Annotated in this window: 20 protein-coding genes and 1 tRNA gene; 3 read left to right on the top strand and 18 right to left on the bottom strand. The window is 65.4% G+C overall.

Features of this window, described 5'->3' with window-relative positions:
• Nucleotides 1-119: 119 nt before the first annotated feature.
• The 3 genes from U0C82_RS10745 to U0C82_RS10735 form a co-directional block, all read right to left on the bottom strand.
• Nucleotides 120-413 (bottom strand): AzlD family protein, encoded by a 294-nt coding sequence (locus tag U0C82_RS10745; protein ID WP_322187104.1) that lies wholly within the window; start codon nucleotides 411-413, stop codon nucleotides 120-122.
• A complete protein-coding gene (locus U0C82_RS10740; RefSeq protein WP_322187103.1) occupies nucleotides 410-1,156 on the bottom strand; it encodes an AzlC family ABC transporter permease in 747 nt (248 codons plus the stop codon). Before U0C82_RS10740 ends, U0C82_RS10745 begins: the two co-directional genes overlap by 4 nt.
• 97 nt (nucleotides 1,157-1,253) lie before the next feature.
• The gene (locus tag U0C82_RS10735) at nucleotides 1,254-1,766 is read right to left on the bottom strand and encodes a YbjN domain-containing protein (protein WP_322187102.1); all 513 of its coding nucleotides are present in this window, start codon (nucleotides 1,764-1,766) and stop codon (nucleotides 1,254-1,256) included.
• A gap of 407 nt (nucleotides 1,767-2,173) precedes the next feature.
• On the opposite strand from U0C82_RS10735, the gene katG reads away from it, so the two are divergent.
• Nucleotides 2,174-4,474, top strand: a complete 2,301-nt coding sequence (gene katG, locus U0C82_RS10730) for a catalase/peroxidase HPI (protein WP_322187425.1) — start codon at nucleotides 2,174-2,176, stop codon at nucleotides 4,472-4,474.
• Between the two features lie 122 nt (nucleotides 4,475-4,596).
• Here katG and U0C82_RS10725 read toward each other — a convergent pair whose 3' ends face one another.
• Nucleotides 4,597-5,019, bottom strand: coding sequence for a gamma-glutamylcyclotransferase family protein (locus tag U0C82_RS10725; RefSeq protein ID WP_322187101.1), 423 nt, complete (start codon nucleotides 5,017-5,019; stop codon nucleotides 4,597-4,599).
• 328 nt (nucleotides 5,020-5,347) lie between these two features.
• Entirely contained in the window at nucleotides 5,348-7,411 is a 2,064-nt protein-coding gene (locus U0C82_RS10720; protein ID WP_322187100.1) for a hypothetical protein, read from the bottom strand.
• 134 nt (nucleotides 7,412-7,545) lie between these two features.
• On the opposite strand from U0C82_RS10720, the gene U0C82_RS10715 reads away from it, so the two are divergent.
• Nucleotides 7,546-8,292 carry a pyridoxine 5'-phosphate synthase gene (locus U0C82_RS10715; protein ID WP_322187099.1) on the top strand — a complete coding sequence of 249 codons (747 nt, stop codon included), beginning with the start codon at nucleotides 7,546-7,548 and terminating at the stop codon, nucleotides 8,290-8,292.
• Nucleotides 8,293-8,335: 43 nt separating this feature from the next.
• On the opposite strand, the gene U0C82_RS10710 is transcribed toward U0C82_RS10715, so the two are convergent.
• The 7 genes from U0C82_RS10710 to U0C82_RS10680 form a co-directional block, all read right to left on the bottom strand.
• Nucleotides 8,336-8,419 (bottom strand) — tRNA-Leu (locus U0C82_RS10710).
• A 151-nt stretch (nucleotides 8,420-8,570) separates the two neighbouring features.
• Nucleotides 8,571-9,191, bottom strand: coding sequence for a MerR family transcriptional regulator (locus tag U0C82_RS10705; RefSeq protein WP_322187098.1), 621 nt, complete (start codon nucleotides 9,189-9,191; stop codon nucleotides 8,571-8,573).
• Nucleotides 9,192-9,214: 23 nt separating this feature from the next.
• Entirely contained in the window at nucleotides 9,215-9,574 is a 360-nt protein-coding gene (locus U0C82_RS10700) for an integration host factor subunit alpha (RefSeq protein ID WP_322187097.1), read from the bottom strand.
• 106 nt (nucleotides 9,575-9,680) lie between these two features.
• Nucleotides 9,681-10,655: a beta-ketoacyl-ACP synthase III gene (locus U0C82_RS10695; RefSeq protein ID WP_322187096.1), complete on the bottom strand. Its 975-nt coding sequence runs from the start codon at nucleotides 10,653-10,655 to the stop codon at nucleotides 9,681-9,683.
• A complete protein-coding gene (plsX, locus tag U0C82_RS10690) occupies nucleotides 10,652-11,713 on the bottom strand; it encodes a phosphate acyltransferase PlsX (RefSeq protein ID WP_416186671.1) in 1,062 nt (353 codons plus the stop codon). Before plsX ends, U0C82_RS10695 begins: the two co-directional genes overlap by 4 nt.
• A gap of 133 nt (nucleotides 11,714-11,846) precedes the next feature.
• Nucleotides 11,847-12,425 (bottom strand): YceD family protein, encoded by a 579-nt coding sequence (locus tag U0C82_RS10685; RefSeq protein WP_322187094.1) that lies wholly within the window; start codon nucleotides 12,423-12,425, stop codon nucleotides 11,847-11,849.
• Entirely contained in the window at nucleotides 12,422-12,952 is a 531-nt protein-coding gene (locus U0C82_RS10680; RefSeq protein ID WP_322187093.1) for a ubiquinol-cytochrome C chaperone family protein, read from the bottom strand. Before U0C82_RS10680 ends, U0C82_RS10685 begins: the two co-directional genes overlap by 4 nt.
• Nucleotides 12,953-13,135: 183 nt before the next feature.
• Between U0C82_RS10680 and U0C82_RS10675 the strand changes: the two genes are divergently transcribed.
• Nucleotides 13,136-13,597 (top strand): outer membrane protein assembly factor BamE, encoded by a 462-nt coding sequence (locus U0C82_RS10675; protein WP_416186659.1) that lies wholly within the window; start codon nucleotides 13,136-13,138, stop codon nucleotides 13,595-13,597.
• A gap of 37 nt (nucleotides 13,598-13,634) precedes the next feature.
• On the opposite strand, the gene U0C82_RS10670 is transcribed toward U0C82_RS10675, so the two are convergent.
• From U0C82_RS10670 to nrdR, 6 genes are all read right to left on the bottom strand, one after another.
• Nucleotides 13,635-14,876, bottom strand: coding sequence for an MFS transporter (locus tag U0C82_RS10670; protein WP_322187092.1), 1,242 nt, complete (start codon nucleotides 14,874-14,876; stop codon nucleotides 13,635-13,637).
• Nucleotides 14,873-15,364 (bottom strand): transcription antitermination factor NusB, encoded by a 492-nt coding sequence (gene nusB / locus U0C82_RS10665; RefSeq protein ID WP_322187091.1) that lies wholly within the window; start codon nucleotides 15,362-15,364, stop codon nucleotides 14,873-14,875. Before nusB ends, U0C82_RS10670 begins: the two co-directional genes overlap by 4 nt.
• Before the next feature lie 4 nt (nucleotides 15,365-15,368).
• Nucleotides 15,369-15,818, bottom strand: coding sequence for a 6,7-dimethyl-8-ribityllumazine synthase (locus U0C82_RS10660; protein ID WP_322187090.1), 450 nt, complete (start codon nucleotides 15,816-15,818; stop codon nucleotides 15,369-15,371).
• Between the two features lie 191 nt (nucleotides 15,819-16,009).
• Nucleotides 16,010-16,615, bottom strand: a complete 606-nt coding sequence (locus U0C82_RS10655; protein ID WP_322187089.1) for a riboflavin synthase — start codon at nucleotides 16,613-16,615, stop codon at nucleotides 16,010-16,012.
• Between the two features lie 2 nt (nucleotides 16,616-16,617).
• Nucleotides 16,618-17,766 carry a bifunctional diaminohydroxyphosphoribosylaminopyrimidine deaminase/5-amino-6-(5-phosphoribosylamino)uracil reductase RibD gene (gene ribD, locus U0C82_RS10650; protein ID WP_472924703.1) on the bottom strand — a complete coding sequence of 383 codons (1,149 nt, stop codon included), beginning with the start codon at nucleotides 17,764-17,766 and terminating at the stop codon, nucleotides 16,618-16,620.
• Complete coding sequence (gene nrdR, locus U0C82_RS10645; RefSeq protein ID WP_322187088.1) at nucleotides 17,766-18,245, bottom strand: transcriptional regulator NrdR; 480 nt, start codon at nucleotides 18,243-18,245, stop codon at nucleotides 17,766-17,768. Before nrdR ends, ribD begins: the two co-directional genes overlap by 1 nt.
• Nucleotides 18,246-18,335 lie beyond the last annotated feature (90 nt).

Genomic DNA, 18,335 nt, shown 5'->3' with positions numbered 1-18,335 from the left:
ACGCATATTCGGCAATTCTTTCGCACCCGGTTCGAACCCGTCACACCCGCCGGCGCGGCCTTTCACCAGGGGTTGCTTTCATGCTCCCGCACGCGGCCGGGCGCGACCATGCGCGTGCGTCAGCCGATCGCGCGCGCCAGGGCGACGAAACCTGCACCGAACGCCACCGTGGCAATGAGCGGAAGACGAAACGCCAGGAGCCCGCACAAGACCAGTGCGGCGCGCTCGGGCCAGTCGCCGCTGATCATCACCGGCGCGAAAATCGTCGTCAGGACGGCGGCGGGCACGGCATCGAGCGCCGCCTCCAGCCTCGGCGGGAGTTCGCCGACGGTGCGGATGAGAAGATATCCCCCGATCCGCGTCAGATAGGTGAGAATGCCGGCCAGGACGACGATCAGCCAGAACTCGCTCATAGACGGGTCTCCAGCGCTTTCGCCTCGGCCTCGACGGCTGTCCCCGCAAGGTTGCGAACCGGCATGACGGCGGCGACGCCGACACCCGCCAGCGCTCCGAACGTGACGTGCCAGGGCGGGCCCACCGTCCAGTAGATGGCGATCGACGCGATCGCGCTCGCGCTCGCCACGGGCCAGAACGTCCTTCGGGTCCGGAACGTCATCACCAAAGCGAGAAAGTAGACCGGCAGCACGAAATCGATGCCGTAGACGGCCGGATCCTCGATGAACGATCCGAAAACGCCGCCGAGGATCGAGGACGCCAGCCAGCACACATAAAGCGAGACACCGTAGACGAAGTAGTATCGCTTGGTGAGTTCGACCCGCGCGGCCCGCGCCTCGGCGGCCCCGAACGTCGGATCCACCAGAAAGAAGAAGGCGAGCCCTTTCGCCGCGTTCGGAAAATGGCGGATATGCCGCCCGACCGAGGCCGAATAGAGAATGTGCCTGAAATTGAGCGCAAGGACCGTCAACAGCACCGACCAGACCGGCGCGCCGATGCCGATCAGTTGCAGCGCGGCCAACTGCGAGGCCCCGGCAAAGACCGAAGCGGAGAAACCGACGATCTGCAGCATGTCGAGGCCGTCCCCGGCAGCGACCGTGCCGTAGACCATGCCGAAGGGGACGATCGCGAGAAGGACTGGAAACACGTCCTTGAACGCGGTCGCCATTTCGGCGCCGGACCTCTTGGAATCCACGGACATGACCGACTTTCATTCATGGTTGTCGAATGCGCAGCGCGCCGATGCGGTACGCCAGCCGGCCCTCCTTTTCAATCGTGGAAGCTGAAGATCGCTGCCATCAGGGTGCGCCGCCGATGACGGTCCGCGCAAATTCGGCAAGGGCGATCGTCCATTGCTCGAACACATAGTCCAGCTGTTCCCGCTGAAAGCCACCTTTCGCAGGCAGGTTCATCTCGATGACCGGACGGTTCTGCTCGGTCAGATAGGCCTTGTTGAACGGGGCGGTCCGGTTCCAGACGTTCAGGGCCCCGACCGACACGGTGGGAACGTCCCAGACGGCGTAGAAATTCAGCGCGCCGCAGTTTTCCCCGTTGTCGCATTCGAGAAAGAACAGCTGGTAGTCGGTCCCATTGATTTCGCCGACGATCGCCGGATCGCCATTGTCGAGTTCCACGACGCGGGCCGCCCCGTAGCCCTCGGCCAGATCCCGGATGGCGTCCACATCGTCGGCGTGGAGAACCTCCCCCTCCGCTCTCGCCATGGTCGCGTCAGCGCTCGCGGCGCGTGCGTCGACATGGCCCAGCGCGGCAGTGGACAGAATGGCGAGTGAGACGAAACGAATCAATGACATGGCACGTGTTCCAGCGGTTGCAGCTCCCTGTGTCAATCAAAACGGTAAGGAAGGGAACCGACCTTGCGCGGTAAGGGCGAAATGAGGGCAGCGTATGATGCAATGGCTCATCACCCCGCCCCTCGGGCAAACCCTCCCTCCGCGCCAAATGGTGCCGTCTTGAACCGGCGGCGACGGTTCCGGTCGCAGCCCGCCACGCCCGCCGGATGCACAAGACGACTGCGACGGTAAGGCGCGAGCGGGCCGATGGCGCCCAGACGCCTGCGTCCCTTACACTGTCCGAAGCGCCAGTGGCTTGCCTCCCGATCCGCGAGTCCGACATCTGCAAGGCGCGGATTGCTATCGGTATCATATACCGAGCGGTTCGGTCCCCACGGAACCAAGACGAGAGATTTTTTCACATGAACATGAAGCCAGACATTCCGAACCGCGGCGAATGTCCTTTTGGTGGCACGCGCATCGGTGGAGCGATCGGCTCCGCGCCAACGCTCGAGCATTGGTGGCCGAACCGCTTGAAGGTCGAACTTCTTCATCGGGATCCGATCGAGGCCAATCCGCTCGGCAAGGATTTCGACTATGCCGAAGCGTTCAAGACGCTGGATCTGGATGCGGTCAAGGCGGACATCAAGGCGTTTCTGACGACGTCCGTCGAATGGTGGCCGTCGGACTACGGCAATTACGGCCCGCAAATGATCCGCATGGCGTGGCATTCGGCCGGCACCTATCGGCGGGCCGACGGACGCGGCGGCGCAGGCCAGGCCATGCAGCGCTTCGCCCCCATCAATTCCTGGTGGGACAATGGCAATGTCGACAAGTCGCGCCGCCTGCTCTGGCCGATCAAGCAGAAATACGGCGCAGCGCTCTCCTGGGCCGATCTGATCGTGCTTGCCGGCAACTGCTCGCTCGAGATCATGGATTTCCCGACCTTCGGCTTTGCCGGCGGACGTGTCGACGCGTGGGAGCCGGATACCGCGATCTATTGGGGACCCGAAGGGTGGAACGGAAAGAAGCCCGGCGAGACCGCGCCCGGCCCCATGCAGGGGCATCCCAACCAGATGGTGACACGGACGCTGCGCTGGGAAGGCGAGCCCACCGACGCGCATTACGACCTCGAGAACCCGCTGGCCGCGTCCCATCAGGCGCTCATCTATGTCGATCCGGAAGGCCCCGGCGGCAATGGCGTACCACTCGATTCCGCCCGCGACATCCGTACGACGTTCAGTCGGATGGCGATGAACGACGAGGAGACGGTCGCGCTGATCGCGGGCGGTCATGCCTTCGGCAAGTCGCACGGCATGGTCAGCCCCGGCAAGATCGGTCCGGCACCGGAAGGCGCTCCGATCGAGGCGATGGGCATGGGCTGGCAGAATCCCGAAGGCACGGGGTTCGCCGAATATACGATGACCAACGGCATCGAAGGATCGTGGACACCGAACCCGACCAAGTGGGACAACGACTATCTGATCAACCTGTTCAAGTTCGAATGGGAACAGACGAAGAGCCCGGCCGGCGCCATCCAGTGGAAGCCGAAGAACCCGGACGCGCCGACGACGCCGGACGCCCATAGAGAGGGTGTCGAGCATCCGCTGATGATGATGACATCCGATCTGGCGCTGAAGGAAGACCCGGAATACCGCAAGGTCTGCGAGAAGTTCCTCAACGATTTCGATGCCTTCACCGACGCGTTCGCCCGCGCATGGTTCAAGCTCGTCCATCGCGACATGGGTCCGAAATCGCGTTATCTCGGTCCCGAAGTCCCGGACGAGGATCTGCTCTGGCAGGATCCGATCCCGGCGCTCGACCATGAGGTCGTGGACGAGATCGACATTGCGAGCCTCAAATCCCAGATCCTCGGATCGGGCCTGACGGTGTCGGAACTCGTCTCGGTCGCCTGGAGCGCGGCGTCCACCCACCGCGTGTCCGACAAGCGGGGCGGCGCCAATGGCGGCCGGATCGCGCTCGAGCCGCAGAAGAGCTGGGACGTGAACAACCCGGCACGGGTCGCGAAAGTTCTCTCGACACTCGAAGGCCTGCAGAAGGGCTTCAACGACCTGAATGCCGGATCGAAGAAGATCTCGATGGCCGATCTCGTCGTTCTCGCCGGCAGCGCGGCGATCGAAAGGGCTGCGAAGGATGCGGGCGTCGACGTGACGGTGCCGTTCACGCCGGGCCGCATGGACACGACCCAGGAGAACACCGACATCGAGCAGTTCGACTGGCTCAAACCGGTGTCCGACGGGTTCCGCAACTACCACCGCGAGGACATCGTCTACAATGTGCCGCCGGAGCAGATGTTTCTGGACAGGGCGGCGCTCCTGTCGCTGACGGCGCCCGAATGGACCGCTCTCGTGGGCGGACTGCGGGTTCTCGACACGAACTGGGATGGGTCCCGGCATGGCGTCTTCACCGATCGTCCGGGCGTCCTGACGAACGATTTCTTCACGAACCTCACCAGCATGAGCATGGAGTGGCGGAAGACCGACGAGGACGGCATGAGCTTCACGCTCAACGATCGTAAGTCCGGCGCCGTGATGTTCACGGCGACGCGCTGCGACCTGATCTTCGGCGCCAACGCGCAACTTCGCCAGATCGCCGAAGTCTACGCCGCGAACGACGGGCATGTCCGCCTGGTGAAGGATTTCGTGGCAGCCTGGACCAAGGTGATGATGCTCGATCGCTTCGACCTGTCGTCCTCGTCCCAGGGCTGAAGCATCGGCGTTCCGCGTTGAAACGACAGGCCGGGGTCCGATGGGCCCCGGCTTTTTTCGTCTCGTTCCGCCATGGAAGGAAGGAGCGGGCGCCGGACCGGTGCGGAAGAAAGCGCCGCGGGTCAGACCTTCGGCGTCTCGCTTCGGTAGGCGGCCCAGTCGCCGTTCGGGACCACCGGATCCTCGTCCGATATCAAGGACATATAGATCCAGGCTTCGATGTCCGGTTCGAGCAGCCGGACCTTGCGGCGCAAATAGAGCGAGTTCGCTTCGTCGTCCGGATCGTACTCTTCCCAGCGGTCGAAGATCAGCAGCGCGTGCGGCGCGACGATTTCGTGGAGTTCTGCTTCAACGATCGGCGGTGTGACGGCATGGGGCTCGATCGAGCCGTCAGCGGGAAAATAGCCGGGGTAATGACCGTGATCGCGCAGGACGCCCTCGAGCCTGCAAGGCTCGACGAACTTCGACAGACCGGCGCGGGAGGGCGCCGACGGATCCTTCGCCCGTTCCATGAGCGAGCCGTAAAACGCGATATATTCGGTCATTGGATGAATTCATTCTCTTGGCTCGTCGTAGAGGCGGCAGGCTGGCGCGCACCGCCGGACGCTGGCGGTTCATCCGTCGCAGCTTCTCTTCGCCCGAAGGCCGGATGCGACGTCCCGGGCCAGGCTGGCGCGCCGGGCGAAAACGTGAAATTCGGTTTTTCGCCCTGCGGGCCGAGCGTTAAACCGATGGTCTCAGGCGATGCTGAAGATGTCGACTGAGGCCGGAATGGGTGCCTGACACGGGCGCGGCCGTATCGCCGAACGGAAAACGCGGCCCCGAACGGGACCGCGTGTTCCGACAAACAGATGGCACGCCTCGACCTTTTGATCAGCACCCGCTCGATGAGAGGGTCACGCGGCCCGCCTCGATCGCGTCGACGGTGACGGAGCATCCGCTTTCGGTCTCGTAGCTGGAGCCGACTTCCACCACGTCACGGGTCTTGGTCGCAACATCGAACAAGGTCGCCTCGTTTTCGCCGATCGACGAGACGAAGATCGCGGTATCGCCGAATCGTGCGGTGCGGCCCACCGGCGTTCCCTCCGAACCGCCCTCGCCCGACGATGCCTGGTCTTCGGCCGGCGGTGCGGCCGAAGCTTCGTCGCCCGAGGCCTGCTGTTCGTCCGACGCCGCCTCGGCGGGTGCTTCCTCGGCCGGTGCGGCGTCCGGCGCTGCTGCCGCGGGTGCCGCGTCTCCGGATGGCGCCTGAGCGTTGCCGGCTTCGTCCGAAGCCCCGCCTGCAGCCGGTGCCGCATCCTGCGGCGCCTGCTCATTGGCATCCGAGCCCGAAGGCGCGGCTTCGGCCTGCGTGCCGCCTTCGCAACCCTCGGCCGACAGGCTGACACGGCGATCCTCGACGCTGTCGACGGTGATCGCGCAACCATTGCCCGCATCGAACGCCTCGCCGACCGCGACCGTCTGGCGGCCGACACCGATCACCGAGAGCGTCGCGCCGTCCTCGCGGATCGAGGAAACGAACACCCGGATATCGCCGAAGGACTGCGCTTCACCGATCGTCAGACCGTCCGACGAACCGGATGCCTGGGAGGAGGCTGCGTCCGTCTCGCTCTGGCCGGACGCCGCCTGTGCCTCGCCCTCGCCTGTCTGTTCCTGCGCAGCTGCAGCATCCGTGCCGCCCTGCGCCGTCGCGCCATCGGCGCCGGTCGCGGCCGGCTGGCCGGCTGCATCCGGCGACCCGCCGCCGCATTCCGCGCTCGCGAAATAGGCAGCGCCCGCTGCGACACCCGTGAGCGTGACCGAACATCCGCCACCCAGATCGATGCTGTCGCCGGCAGCGACATCCTGTGGCTCGCCGCCCGAGACCGTGACCGACGCGGCGCCATTGTCGCCATCGACCGACGCCAGATCGAGCTGCGCATCGCCGAAGATCGCAGCCTGTCCCGGAAGGAGGATTGCGCCTGTTGCGCCGATTTCCTCTGCGAGCGCTGCCGCATCGCCCGAACCGGAACCGGTCGTGCTGCCGGCGCTTTCGCCGGTGTCCTGCGTCTTGGCCTGCTGCGTCGCGCAGCCATCGGCGGACACGAAGGCGGCATTGCCTGCCACTCCGACGAGGGTCAGCGCGCAACTATCGGAAATTGCGACCTGATCGCCGGTCGAGACCGATTGCTCCTCGCCGCCGACGTCGAACGATGCAGATCCCGTATCGGCATCGACGCTTGCGAGCGTCAGCTCGGTTCCGCCGAAGATGGCGGCCTGTTCGGCAAACAGCACCGCGCCCGTCGCGCCGACCTGTTCGAGAAGCGCCATCGCCCCGTCGCCACCACCAGCGCCGGCATCGCCGTCGCCGGCGCCTTGGGCCGGCTGGGCAGGCTGGGCTGCCTGAGCGGTGCGGAACTCTTCCAGTGCGGCCTGCTGATCGGCCGCGCGTTGATCGGCTTGTTGCTGCGCAGCCGTCATCTGCTCGGCCAGGGAATTCTGCGTTTCCCCGAGCGTGGCGATCTCTGCCTTGAGGGCGTCGAACTGGGTCGTAAGTTCGTTCGTGACGTTCGTCGTCTGCTCGCCGAGCGCGGCCGAGAGCGCGTCCATCCTCTGCTGGATCGGTCCGATCGCTTCCTGGACGCGGGTTCCGACGGCGGCGGTCGCTGCGTTGGCAGCCTGAGCCGATTGCTCCGCCTGTGCGGCGAGCTGCTCGCCGAGGCCTGCGACCTGGGTCTGGATCGCGCCGACCTGTTGGGCGATCGCCGCCTGCTGGGCCGCGACCTCCTCGCGATGGGCGGTGATTTCGCTCGAAAGGCTGGCCACCTGGTTCTGGACGGATGACTGGACGTCGGCGACGCGGCTCTCTACCTCGCCGACATCGGGCCCCATCAACCAGCCGATGAACAGGCCGACCAATCCGGCGATCACGATTGGAATGAACTTCGATCCGCCCATCAACTAAATCCTCCGCACCCCGACAACAGGCCTACAGAGTTGCCGCCGAAGGAGTGCAAGTCAACGGCAGACCTTTCAAAATCATCCGATCACGCCAGATTCGCCGTGCAGCCCAACACTCTCCCGGAGCGGATATGCCAACCCTACTTTCGGTCAATCTCAACGCCGTCGCCATGCTCCGCAACCGGCGCGACCTGCCCTGGCCGAGCGTCACCGCGCTCGGCCGCATCGCGATGACGGCGGGCGCGCACGGCCTGACCGTCCATCCAAGGCCCGACGAGCGCCATATCCGCTTCACCGATCTGCCCCAGATCCGGGCCCTCATCGACACGGAATTTCCCGGTGCCGAATTCAACATCGAAGGCTATCCGTCGGACGAGTTTCTCGATCTCGTGGACACGGTCCATCCCGAACAGGTGACGCTCGTTCCCGACGATCCGAGCCAGCCGACATCCGACCATGGGTTCGATTTCAAGGCGGAGGGCGAGTGGCTGAAACCGATCGTCGCGCGCCTGAAGCGCCAGGGTGCCCGGGTCTCGATCTTCGCCGATCCCGATCCGGACCAGATGGACGCGGCCGTCGCTACCGGATGCGACCGGATCGAACTCTATACCGGCCCCTACGGCGCAACGTTTGCCGATCCGGCAGCCGCCCGCATCGAACTCGGCAAGCTGGGCGAGACGGCGGACCGCGCCATGGCGCTCGGCCTCGGCGTGAACGCCGGGCACGATCTCACCGTCGACAATCTGCCGGCGCTGGTCGCGCGCATTCCGAACCTTGCCGAAGTTTCCATCGGCCACGGTCTGACCGCCGACGCGCTCGAATTCGGCATGGCGCAAACCGTGCGGCGGTTCCGCAAGGCATGCGGACAGGCCCTGTGAACGCGCAGGCGGGTCTCGACGTGAAACGGTGGTCATGGCTCGATGGTACGGGCGGCGGGACTCGAACCCGCACGGCTTGCGCCTCCGGATTTTAAGTCCGGTATGTCTACCATTCCATCACGCCCGCCGACAGCGACGCCGATCCCGGTCCTCGCAGGCCGAGGGACCGTCCTGCCGCCGAAGCATCGATCCCGCGCGAATGCGCGCCGACCTTGCAAAAGGGTAGCAAGCGGGGTCGCGAGCGTCGAGATGGAGGCGGCGCTAAATTTGGCGGTTCGTCAACGGACCTGATCGAGCAGCCGCTTGCATTCGAGAAGATCGATGATGACCTCCTGCAGGCGTTCGGACTGTTCGGCTGTCAGGTTTCCGGCGTCGGATTGGACCAGTCGGCGGCCGAGCAGCGAGCCGACCACCGATCGGCGCTGCGGGCGTTCGCGCCGATCCGGATAGTCTTCGTATTCGTCGGGTGCGGAATTGGCGACCGGAGCGGGCCGGACCGCTGGGACCGGCGGCTCCGGCGGCGCCGTCAGGTCGAAATCGTCGGGGACATCCGGCGTGGCGGCCGTCGCCGCGGACGTATCCCAGGCGTCGGCATGGGATGCGACCGTCGTGTCCGGCCGCAATTCGCCGGTCGCCGTTGCGGCGACGAACCGTGCGCCCTGCTCGCGCAGCAGCCGCTGCACGCCCTTGATGGTAAAGCCCTTGGCATAGAGAAGGAAGCGGATGCCGTGGAGAAGCGCCACGTCCTCCGGCCGGTAGTAGCGCCGTCCCCCGCCCCGCTTCAGGGGGCGAACCTGAGGAAAGCGCGTTTCCCAGAACCGCAGGACATGCTGCGGAATCTTCAGTTCGGTGGCGACTTCACCGATCGATTTGAAGGCATCGTCAGATTTTTCGCTCATCGTTCCGATATCGTCGCCCCGGACTATTCGGCCGCGCGAACCTCTTCGCCGAGATAGTTGTCGTCGTTGGCCGCCACGGTCTTGCGCTCGTGCGCCTCCAGGATCCGTTCCTTGAGGACGTTCGACGGCTTGAAGACGGTAACCTTGCGCGGGGAAATCGGAACCTCCTCGCCGGTCTTCGGGTTCCGCCCGATCCGCTCGTTCTTGTCCCTGACGAGGAACGATCCGAAGGACGAGATCTTGACCGATTCACCGCGTGAGATCGTGTCGCAGATCTCCTCGAGGATCATCTCGACGAGCGAGGCCGATTCCGTGCGTGACAGCCCGATCTTGCGAAAGACGGCCTCCGACAGATCGGCCCGCGTGAGTGTCTTCCCGCTCATTGCTTCCCTCTTTTATTCCATCAGGAGTCGCACCATTACGACTGAAGATATATCGTATCCCAGTGCGTTCGGGCGGACTATCACCATCTTGTGATAGTCTAGCCGACTACCAGCGCAGAAGACAAGCGCCCCAGGTGAAACCACCGCCCATCGCTTCCAGAAGGACGAGCTGTCCGCGCTGGATGCGTCCGTCGCGTGCCGCCAGATCGAGGGCCAGCGGGATCGAGGCGGCCGATGTGTTGCCGTGCCTGTCGACCGTGATGACCACTTTTTCGGCGGGAATACCGAGCTTCTTCGCCGACGCGTCGATGATCCGGCGATTGGCCTGATGCGGAACGAACCAGTCGATCTCGTCCGCCGAGAGGCCCGAATGTTCAAACGATTCCTCGATGACGTCGGTTATCATACCGACCGCGTGGCGGAAGACCTCCCGGCCCTCCATCCGGAGGTGGCCGACGGTTCCCGTCGACGAGGGTCCGCCATCCACGAACAGCTTTTCCTTGTGAACGCCGTCGGAGCGGAGCCGGGAAATGATGATTCCCCGCCCCTCTCCATCGTCTTCCTGCGCTTCGAGCACGACGGCGCCCGCCCCGTCCCCGAAGAGAACGCAGGTCGAGCGATCGTTCCAGTCGATGATGCGCGAGAAGGTTTCGGCGCCGATGACCAGCGCGCGTTTGGCAAGTCCGCTCTTCAGATAGAGATCGGCGGTGGTGATCGCGTAGACAAAGCCGGTGCAGACCGCATGAATGTCGAAGGCGAAGCCGTGATGAATGCCGAGATTGTTCTGAATCTGGACGGCGGAAGCCGGAAACGTGTTGTCGGGCGTCGCGGTCGCCAGCACGATGAGGTCGATGTCGGCGGGCTGTAGACCCGCAGCGTCGAGCGCCCGTCGTGCGGCGGCCTCGCCCAGGGACACGGTGGTCTCGTGGTCGCCGGCGATATGCCGCTGCGCGATGCCCGTCCGCTGCCGGATCCATTCGTCGGAGGTTTCCACGACGCCTTCGAAGTCACGATTGGTCATCACGCGGTCGGGCAGCGCCGAGCCGGTTCCGAGCACAATCGATCGAACTGTTCCACTCATACGCTTGCGCTTCCAATGTCCGCTTCGTGTTCGTCTTTTTCTTCCTGCTTGACGGGCGCATTGCTCATGCGCTCGTGGAAACTCCGCAGGTCGGCCGCGATCTTGTTCATCAGATCGTTGCGCGCCATCGCATGGGCAAGGTCGAGGGCGGCGGCGAAGCCCTCGGCGTCCGTCCCGCCGTGACTTTTGATCACGATGCCGTTGAGGCCGAGAAACACGCCGCCATTGACCTTGCGCGGGTCCATCTGGTCGCGCAACCGGTCGAAGGCGCCGCGCGCCAGCACGTAGCCGAGCTTGGAAAGCCAGGTGCGCGACATCGCCTCGCGCAGGTAGCTCGCGATCTGCCTCGCCGTGCCCTCGGCGGTTTTCAGCGCCACATTGCCGGTGAAGCCCTCGGTCACGACGACGTCGACGGTCCCCTTGCCGAGATCGTCGCCCTCGACGAACCCATGATAAAGGATCCGATCGAGATTGGACTCCTTAAGGAGACGGCCGGCCTCGCGGACCTCGTCCTGTCCCTTCACTTCCTCGACGCCGATGTTGAGAAGCCCGACGGTCGGCTTGTCGAGGCCGAACAGCGCCCGCGCCATGGCCCCGCCCATCATCGAGAAATCGATCAGTTGCTGGGCATCGGCCCCGATCGTCGCGCCGACGTCGAGAACGATGCTCTCGCCGCGCAAGGTCGGCCAGATCGCCGCGATCGCAGGGCGCTCGATCTCCGCCATGGTGCGAAGGCAGAACTTGGCCATCGCCATCAGGGCGCCGGTGTTGCCGGCAGACACCGCCACGTCCGCCTCGCCGGTCTTCACCGCCTCGATGGTCCTCCACATGGAGGATTTGTGGCGCCCCTGGCGCAGCGCCTGCGAAGGCTTGGCATCCATCGCGATCGACATTTCGCAATGGCGAACGCTGGCGACGGTCCGCAACGCCTCATGATCCTTGAGAACGGCCCGGATCGCGTCTTCGTCGCCGAAGAGCACGAAACGCGTATCCGGTCTGCGCTGCAGTGCGAGGGCCGCGCCTGCCAGCGTGACCGCCGGGCCAAAGTCGCCGCCCATCGCATCGATCGCAATGGTCGTCGTTTTCACGTCAGTCAATTGAGAATCGCCTTCTTGAATCGCTCGATCACTTCGCCGTGGGCGATCCGGGATGACATTAGTCATCTGGCGGCCCGCCGCAACACGCGGCGCGCTACTTGTCTTCGCCCTGTTGCTTCTTCAACGCCGCAAGATCCGCAAAAGGCGAGACTTTTCCCACATCGGGCGCGGGATCCGTATCGACCGGCTCGAACGCCTCCCCCTCCTCGCGCGGATAGGGATCGAGTTCGAGCGCCAGCAGTTCCTGGATGTAAGGGGCAAGGTCGATCGTGTCGCCCGAGAAGGGCTCGGGCGGATCCTCGCCTTCCGGATCGACGAAGAGTTCCTGCTCGCCCGGGCTCGTGATCCGCAGAAGCCTGGACGTATCGGGAACGAACGTCATCGCCACGTCGAAGCGATAGGACCGCTCGACGGGCTCCAACGTGACGACGCTCTCGTGGGTGGCATTTGCGACGAGCCGTCCGGTCACGCGCACGCCGCCTTTCTGCCAGGGCGCGGCCAGGAGCGTGCCGGCGAATTTCGACAGGCCGGCAAGGTCGAGTTCGGCGGCGATCCGCTGGCGATCGGCCTCTCCCGCCTCGAACCTGATCGTATCGCCCGCCTTCGAGAGGCGCGCGGGAAGAAGCGTCAGTTCGGCATGCAGATCGGATTTGGCGCTCGTCTCGTTCGTCATCGGCCTTCCTCGCTCAAGCTTCCGGACAAGATGGCGCTTTCGGGCACAGCGGCCAGTCGCGCCTCCTCGTCGAGGGTCTCGCGGGCAAGTTTCCCCGCAACGTCCCGCGGGCATTCCGCATCGAGCGCGCGGCCGGAAAAGCCGTCGATCAGCGCGGCGTGCGGATCGGCGCTGGCGAGCGCCTTGTCGTAGATGTCCACCCGTTCGTAGAAGCGCCCCGTCAGCTTCCGCATGCGCTTGGGCACCGACTGGTCGCCGATGCCGATCTGGCGCAGCGAATCATCCATATCGACGATGAACCGGTCGACCATGTCCTGGGCGATCGGCCTCAACGCGTCCGAGGTTCGGCAACGGCGCAGAAACAGGAACATCTGAAGCGAGAGCGCCTCGAAACGTCCCATGACGGTGTCGGGAACGCCGCATTCCTCGAATAGCCGAGGTCTGCGGGCGCGTTCGATCACCGCTTCGTACAGGCGATCGACGATTTCACGATTGCGTCGCCGCCGTTCGCGCCACTTGGAAAACATCCGTCCGCCCGATCTCAACCCAACTCACGTCGCCGATGGCGGTGCCATAGGCCTCAAGCGATTGCAACGCGTGAAGGTCTGTTTTACGGAACGATGCGACACTGCTGACTGACCGATGATCATCATGCGGACCAACTTCGCGTGAGACAGTTTCGATCGATCGTTTGAACGGAGAAATGGAACGTGGGTTTTGACATCACGCTACGGCATGCGGCGTCGGCGACCTTGCTCGCGGCGACCCTCGCGGTCACGGGCGCCTGTTCGACGAACGAGGTCCTCAGCACAGGCTACGTGATGGACGAGCAGACGCTGCAGCTCGTTCCCACCGGTTCGAGCCGGGAACAGGTCGAGCTCGCGCTCGGCTCGCCTTCGACCAAGGCGACCTTCGATTCGGCCGAGACCTACTATTACATCTCCCAGCGGCGGGAGCGTCCCGTCGCCTTCCTGCAGCCCCGCGTGACGGACCAGCGGGTCCTCGCGGTCTATTTCAACGCGGAAAACCGCGTCTCGCGGATCGCCAATTACGGCCTGCAGGATGGCCGCGTGTTCGACTACATCTCGCGCACGACCCCGACCGGCGGCCAGGACGCGACATTCCTCAACCAGATCCTCGGCGATACGGTCAGCGGCGGCGGCCCGCGCTGAACCGGGCGCACGCCCGAACGTCGAGCCGTTCCGCAGATCAGGCGGAACGGCGCTGACGCGCGCCAAGCGCGGCGTCCCAGATCAGCACCAGCAGGCAGACGGCGACGACGGGCAGGACGATCCAGTTCATCGTCCCCCAGCCCGCGCCGACATAGGTCTTGCCCGACATGAACGAGGCCAGCGCGACGAGCCCGAACAGGACGAAGTCGTGGAAGCCTTGCGTCTTCGCGCGTTCCTGCGGCCGGTAGACGCTGGCCACCATCGTCGTCGCGCCGATGAAGCCGAAATTCCAACCGAGCCCCAGAAGCACGAGACCGAGCCAGAAGTTCCAGATCTCGAGGCCCGACAGGAACACGCCGGCACTCAGGGCCGTGAAGCAGAGACCGCATCCGACGATCGTCTCGGCGCCAAATCGACGGATCAGCCTGCCGGTGACGAGGCTCGGCCCGAACATGGCCAGCACGTGCCACTGTATACCGAGAAACGAGATGTCCATCGGCAGGCCGCAGCCGACGATGGCGAGCGGTGCGCCGGTCATGACGAAGCTCATCAGCGCGAACGTTCCGACGCCGCAGATCAGCGCGACCACGAACCGGCGCTGGGTGACGATCTCGCGCAGGGGCCGCCCGGTATCGACGAGGATGGGCGCGGCCCCCTTCGGGCGTGGAACCGGTCTTGGGAACCGGACGAGGCTGAGGATCGCGGCGCCGACGAGGCCGAGAAGCGCAAGCGCCAGGAACGAGCCCGCAAATTCGATCGGCAAGAAGAGTGCGGAGGTGTAGCGCACGGTCTGCGGGCCAATCACCGCCGCGCCGATGCCGCCGACGAGGACGATCGAGATCGCCGTGGACTGGTATTCGAGCGGTGCGCCGTCGGTCGCGGCAAATCGGTATTGCTGCACGAAGGCGCCGCTCAATCCGAGCACGAGAAGGGCGAGCGCGAAGATGACGAAGCTCTGCTGGGAGAGCGCGGCCGCACCGATCAGGGCTCCGAGGACGAGAACGAGCGCGCCGGTCACGAAACCGTAGCGCCGTCCGACCGTGCGCATCAGGAAGGCCGCGGGGAGCGCGCCCAGCGCGACGCCGACATTGTAGGCGGTGACGGGCAGCGTCGCGAGCGACTTGTCGTCGGCCAGAAGCCATGTGCCGGCCAGTCCGCCGGTCGAGATTGCGATCGGCGTCGCGGCCCCGCAGACCGCCTGCGCCCCGGCAAGCACGAGGGCGTTGAGGCGCGCGCCATGCACGTCCTGCCGCCCAGGCGCCTGCGGCGCCGGGTTCATTTTTTGGGCGCCGGTCGGGTATCGGCGCGCGTTTCGCGCGCGACCCGGTCGAGCAGCGCGTTGACGAGCTTGGGCTCCTCGTCCTCGTAGAACGCCTTGGCGACATCGACATATTCCGACACGATCACCGCGGTCGGCACGTCGTTGCGGGTCTCGATCTCGTAGACGCCCGCGCGCAGGATGGCACGCAGGGTGGAATCGAGACGCGAAAGCGGCCAGCCTGGCGGCAGGCTCGCATGGATCGTCGGATCGATGCTCCTTTGATGGCGCACGACGCCGGACACCACATCGCGGAACCAGGCGGCGTCGGCTTCACGATAGGTCTCGCCATCGATCTCGTTGCCGAGGCGATAGGTTTCGTATTCGGCGACGGTCTCGACGAGCGGCGTTCCCGCAATATCCATCTGATAGAGCGCCTGGACCGCAGCAAGGCGGGCGGCGCCGCGCTTGTTGGCGGGCCGGGCCGACTTCGGCTTGGAATCGGTCATCGCCTCACGCCCCGAGCTTGTCGCGCAGCGCGATCATCTCGAGCACGGTTCGGGCAGCCCCGCCACCCTTGTCCTTGCGGGCGGCATCGGCACGCTCCAGGGCCTGCGCCTCGTTCTCCACGGTCAGGATTCCATTGCCGATGGCGGTGGACCCGTCCATCGAAAGCGCCATCAGGCCGCGCGCGGATTCGCCCGCGACGATCTCGAAATGATAGGTCTCGCCGCGGATGACGCAGCCCAGGACGACGAAACCGTCATATTCGGTGCCGTCGCCATCGGCGCCGGCCAGCGCATAGGCGACCGCGGCCGGCGCTTCGAGCGCCCCCGGAACGGTGACGACATCATAGGTGACTTCGTTCGCGTCGAGTTCGGCCTTGGCACCGGCAAGCAGATGATCGGCAATCTCTTCGTAAAAGCGCGCCTCGACAATGAGAACGTGAAGGTTGGCGGCCATGGTCAGTCCTTTTGGGAAAGTTCGTTGTCGCGGGAGATACGCCCGGCACTTGCATCTAGCAACAGGCCCAACCGGATGAAACCGTTCGATTCGCGGGCGCAGGTCATTGATCGGGCGATCCCCGGGCCAGCCCATCCCAGCGTCGGTGGCGCATGGTCGAACGGCTTGCGACGACGCGCGAAGCTGCGCCGTCAGGCCTTCTGGAACAGACGCTCGGCATATCGGGCGATCTGGTCGACCTCCAGATTGACGCGGTCACCGACCCTGCGGTCCTTCCAGGTGGTCACTTCCAAAGAGTGGCGGATCAGGAGGACGTCGAACATGGGACCATCGACGGAATTGACCGTCAGGGAGGTGCCGTCGAGACAGACCGAGCCCTTCCGCGCAATGAAGCGGGCTTCACCCTCTTCGGCCCGAAGCCGGAACCGAACCGCCTCGCCCTCCTCCTCGATCGCCGCGATCTCGCCGGTTCCATCGACATGGCCCGAGACGAGATGGCCGCCGAGCTCGTCCCCGAGCTTCAGCGAGCGCTCGAGATTGATGCGTGTACCGGCCTGCCAGCTTCCGGCCGTCGTCAGGCGCAGCGCTTCTTCCCAGGCTTCGACCTCGAACCATGCTTCGGGCGCGCTGGCCTCGGCCAGCCCCGTCACGGTGAGGCAGATGCCAGAACACGCGATCGAAGCGCCGAGCGCGATCGATGCGGGATCGTAGGCGGTCTCGACCCGGAAGCGCTTTCCCTTGGCCAGCGGCTCGAGCGAAGCGACGCGGCCGATATCGGTGATGATTCCCGTGAACATGATCAGTTCCGACTTTCGAATTCGAACCAGCGATCGGCGCCGAAGCGCAGGCGTTCGCGAAGATGGAAGCGTTCGCACGCCTCCGCAAAGAGGATCGGCGCCGCAATGCCGCCGGGGCCGATCTCGAGATCGCCGACGACGAGGATCAGCCTGTCGACGAGGCCGGCCTCGAGGAAGCTTGCGGCGACACTCGCCCCGCCCTCGACGAGGACGCTCTGAAGGCCCATCGCGCCGAGATCCTCGAACAGTTCGGGCAGCGCCACGCGGGTGGTGCCGGGCACCATCGCGCAGGCGACGAAATCGATGCCGGCATCCGACAGGGCGACCCGTTTCGCGCGGTCGGCGTCCGCCCGGGTGACCAGCGTCGTCCGGGTGCGGCGCGCGGTCCGCACGAGTTGCAGACCGGGCTCCATCCGCAGATCGGGGTCGAGGATGATGCGCCGCGGCGAGCGCTCGGCCAATCCGGGAAGCCGGCATTCGAGACTTGGATCGTCCTCCGTGACAGTGCCCATCCCCACGAGGATCGCGTCGGTGCGGGCACGCACCAGATGGGTCTGACGGTTGGCGGTCGGTCCGGTAATGAAGACCTGGCCGCTTCCCTCCCGGCCGATACAGCCGTCCGACGACATGGCGAACTTCAGCGTCACGTGCGGCCGGCCCTTGGCGTGCCGTGCAAGATAGGGCGCGAGATCGGAGGCCGCCTCGCGCGCCATGACGCGCGGCCTCACGGCCAGCCCGCCGGCCTGCAGGATGGCATGGCCCTTGCCGTCGACGCGCGGATCGGGATCGGCAGCGGCCGACACCACGCGCGCAACGCCCGCCGCGACCAGCGCCTCGGCGCATGGCGGCGTGCGGCCATGGTGGGCGCAGGGCTCGAGCGTCACATAGGCGGTCGCGCCGCGCGCCTTCTCGCCCGCCTCGCTGAGCGCCTTGGCTTCGGCATGGGGCCGCCCGCCAAGGGCGGTGATGCCGCGCCCCACAATGCGCGGGCCCTGTCCGTCGTCGCGCACGATCAGCGTCGCGACCGAAGGATTCGTTCCCGTCAGTCCGGAATGACGCATGGCATAGCGGATCGCGGCCGCCATGAACCGCTCGTCGGCAGCGTCTGAAATTCGGGTCGCGGTCCGCGCCCTGGTCGCGTCAGCCAAGATCAGGGCACCTCATTTCCGTTGTCCTTGTGCTTCGATGAAAGCTCTTCGACGAGATCGCCGAAATCCTTGGCCTCGTGAAAGTCGCGATAGACGGAGGCGAACCGCACGAATGCGACATCGTCCAGCGTCTTGAGGGCGTCCATCACCATCCCGCCGATCGTGTCGGAGGAAATATCCTGATCGCCGGATTGTTCGAGGCGCCGCACGAGGCCTGACACCAGCCGTTCGACGCGGTCGTGCTCGACGGGGCGCTTGCGCAGCGCGACCTCGACCGAGCGCGCCAGCTTGTCGCGATCGAAGGGAACCCGCCGCCCGGATTTCTTCAGGACGTGGAGTTCGCGCAACTGCACGCGCTCGAAGGTCGTGAACCGGCCGCCGCAATCGGGACAGACGCGGCGGCGGCGCACGGCAGCGCCGTCCTCGGCAGGGCGCGAATCGCGCACCTGGCTATCTAGCGACCCGCAATAGGGACACCGCATGGCTTGCCCGATCGTTCTTCACAATACAAAACCCGCCGGCCACGATCGTGGCCGGCGGGTCTGTCATGCGTCAGATCGAGGGACGACCGC

It is taken from the genome of Fulvimarina uroteuthidis, from assembly GCF_034321785.1.
Taxonomy (GTDB): Bacteria; Pseudomonadota; Alphaproteobacteria; order Rhizobiales; family Rhizobiaceae; genus Fulvimarina; species Fulvimarina uroteuthidis.
The sequence above is the reverse complement of the archived record's forward strand: the minus strand, read 5'-3'. Positions and strand labels throughout refer to the sequence as shown.

Excerpts from the sequence above, each read along its gene's own strand:
- U0C82_RS10725 (WP_322187101.1), bottom strand. The coding sequence starts at position 5,019 with ATGACCGAATATATCGCGTTTTACGGCTCGCTCATGGAACGGGCGAAG.
- U0C82_RS10670 (WP_322187092.1), bottom strand. The coding sequence starts at position 14,876 with ATGAACCCGGCGCCGCAGGCGCCTGGGCGGCAGGACGTGCATGGCGCG.
- U0C82_RS10685 (WP_322187094.1), bottom strand. The coding sequence starts at position 12,425 with ATGACGAACGAGACGAGCGCCAAATCCGATCTGCATGCCGAACTGACG.
- U0C82_RS10740 (WP_322187103.1), bottom strand. The coding sequence starts at position 1,156 with ATGTCCGTGGATTCCAAGAGGTCCGGCGCCGAAATGGCGACCGCGTTC.
- U0C82_RS10705 (WP_322187098.1), bottom strand. The coding sequence starts at position 9,191 with ATGAGCGAAAAATCTGACGATGCCTTCAAATCGATCGGTGAAGTCGCC.
- nrdR (WP_322187088.1), bottom strand. The coding sequence starts at position 18,245 with ATGCGGTGTCCCTATTGCGGGTCGCTAGATAGCCAGGTGCGCGATTCG.
- U0C82_RS10695 (WP_322187096.1), bottom strand. The coding sequence starts at position 10,655 with ATGAGTGGAACAGTTCGATCGATTGTGCTCGGAACCGGCTCGGCGCTG.
- U0C82_RS10655 (WP_322187089.1), bottom strand. The coding sequence starts at position 16,615 with ATGTTCACGGGAATCATCACCGATATCGGCCGCGTCGCTTCGCTCGAG.
- nusB (WP_322187091.1), bottom strand. The coding sequence starts at position 15,364 with ATGACCGATTCCAAGCCGAAGTCGGCCCGGCCCGCCAACAAGCGCGGC.
- U0C82_RS10660 (WP_322187090.1), bottom strand. The coding sequence starts at position 15,818 with ATGGCCGCCAACCTTCACGTTCTCATTGTCGAGGCGCGCTTTTACGAA.
- U0C82_RS10720 (WP_322187100.1), bottom strand. The coding sequence starts at position 7,411 with ATGGGCGGATCGAAGTTCATTCCAATCGTGATCGCCGGATTGGTCGGC.
- U0C82_RS10745 (WP_322187104.1), bottom strand. The coding sequence starts at position 413 with ATGAGCGAGTTCTGGCTGATCGTCGTCCTGGCCGGCATTCTCACCTAT.
- U0C82_RS10735 (WP_322187102.1), bottom strand. The coding sequence starts at position 1,766 with ATGTCATTGATTCGTTTCGTCTCACTCGCCATTCTGTCCACTGCCGCG.
- U0C82_RS10715 (WP_322187099.1), top strand. The coding sequence starts at position 7,546 with ATGCCAACCCTACTTTCGGTCAATCTCAACGCCGTCGCCATGCTCCGC.
- plsX (WP_416186671.1), bottom strand. The coding sequence starts at position 11,713 with ATGGGCGGCGACTTTGGCCCGGCGGTCACGCTGGCAGGCGCGGCCCTC.
- U0C82_RS10700 (WP_322187097.1), bottom strand. The coding sequence starts at position 9,574 with ATGAGCGGGAAGACACTCACGCGGGCCGATCTGTCGGAGGCCGTCTTT.
- katG (WP_322187425.1), top strand. The coding sequence starts at position 2,174 with ATGAAGCCAGACATTCCGAACCGCGGCGAATGTCCTTTTGGTGGCACG.
- U0C82_RS10680 (WP_322187093.1), bottom strand. The coding sequence starts at position 12,952 with ATGTTTTCCAAGTGGCGCGAACGGCGGCGACGCAATCGTGAAATCGTC.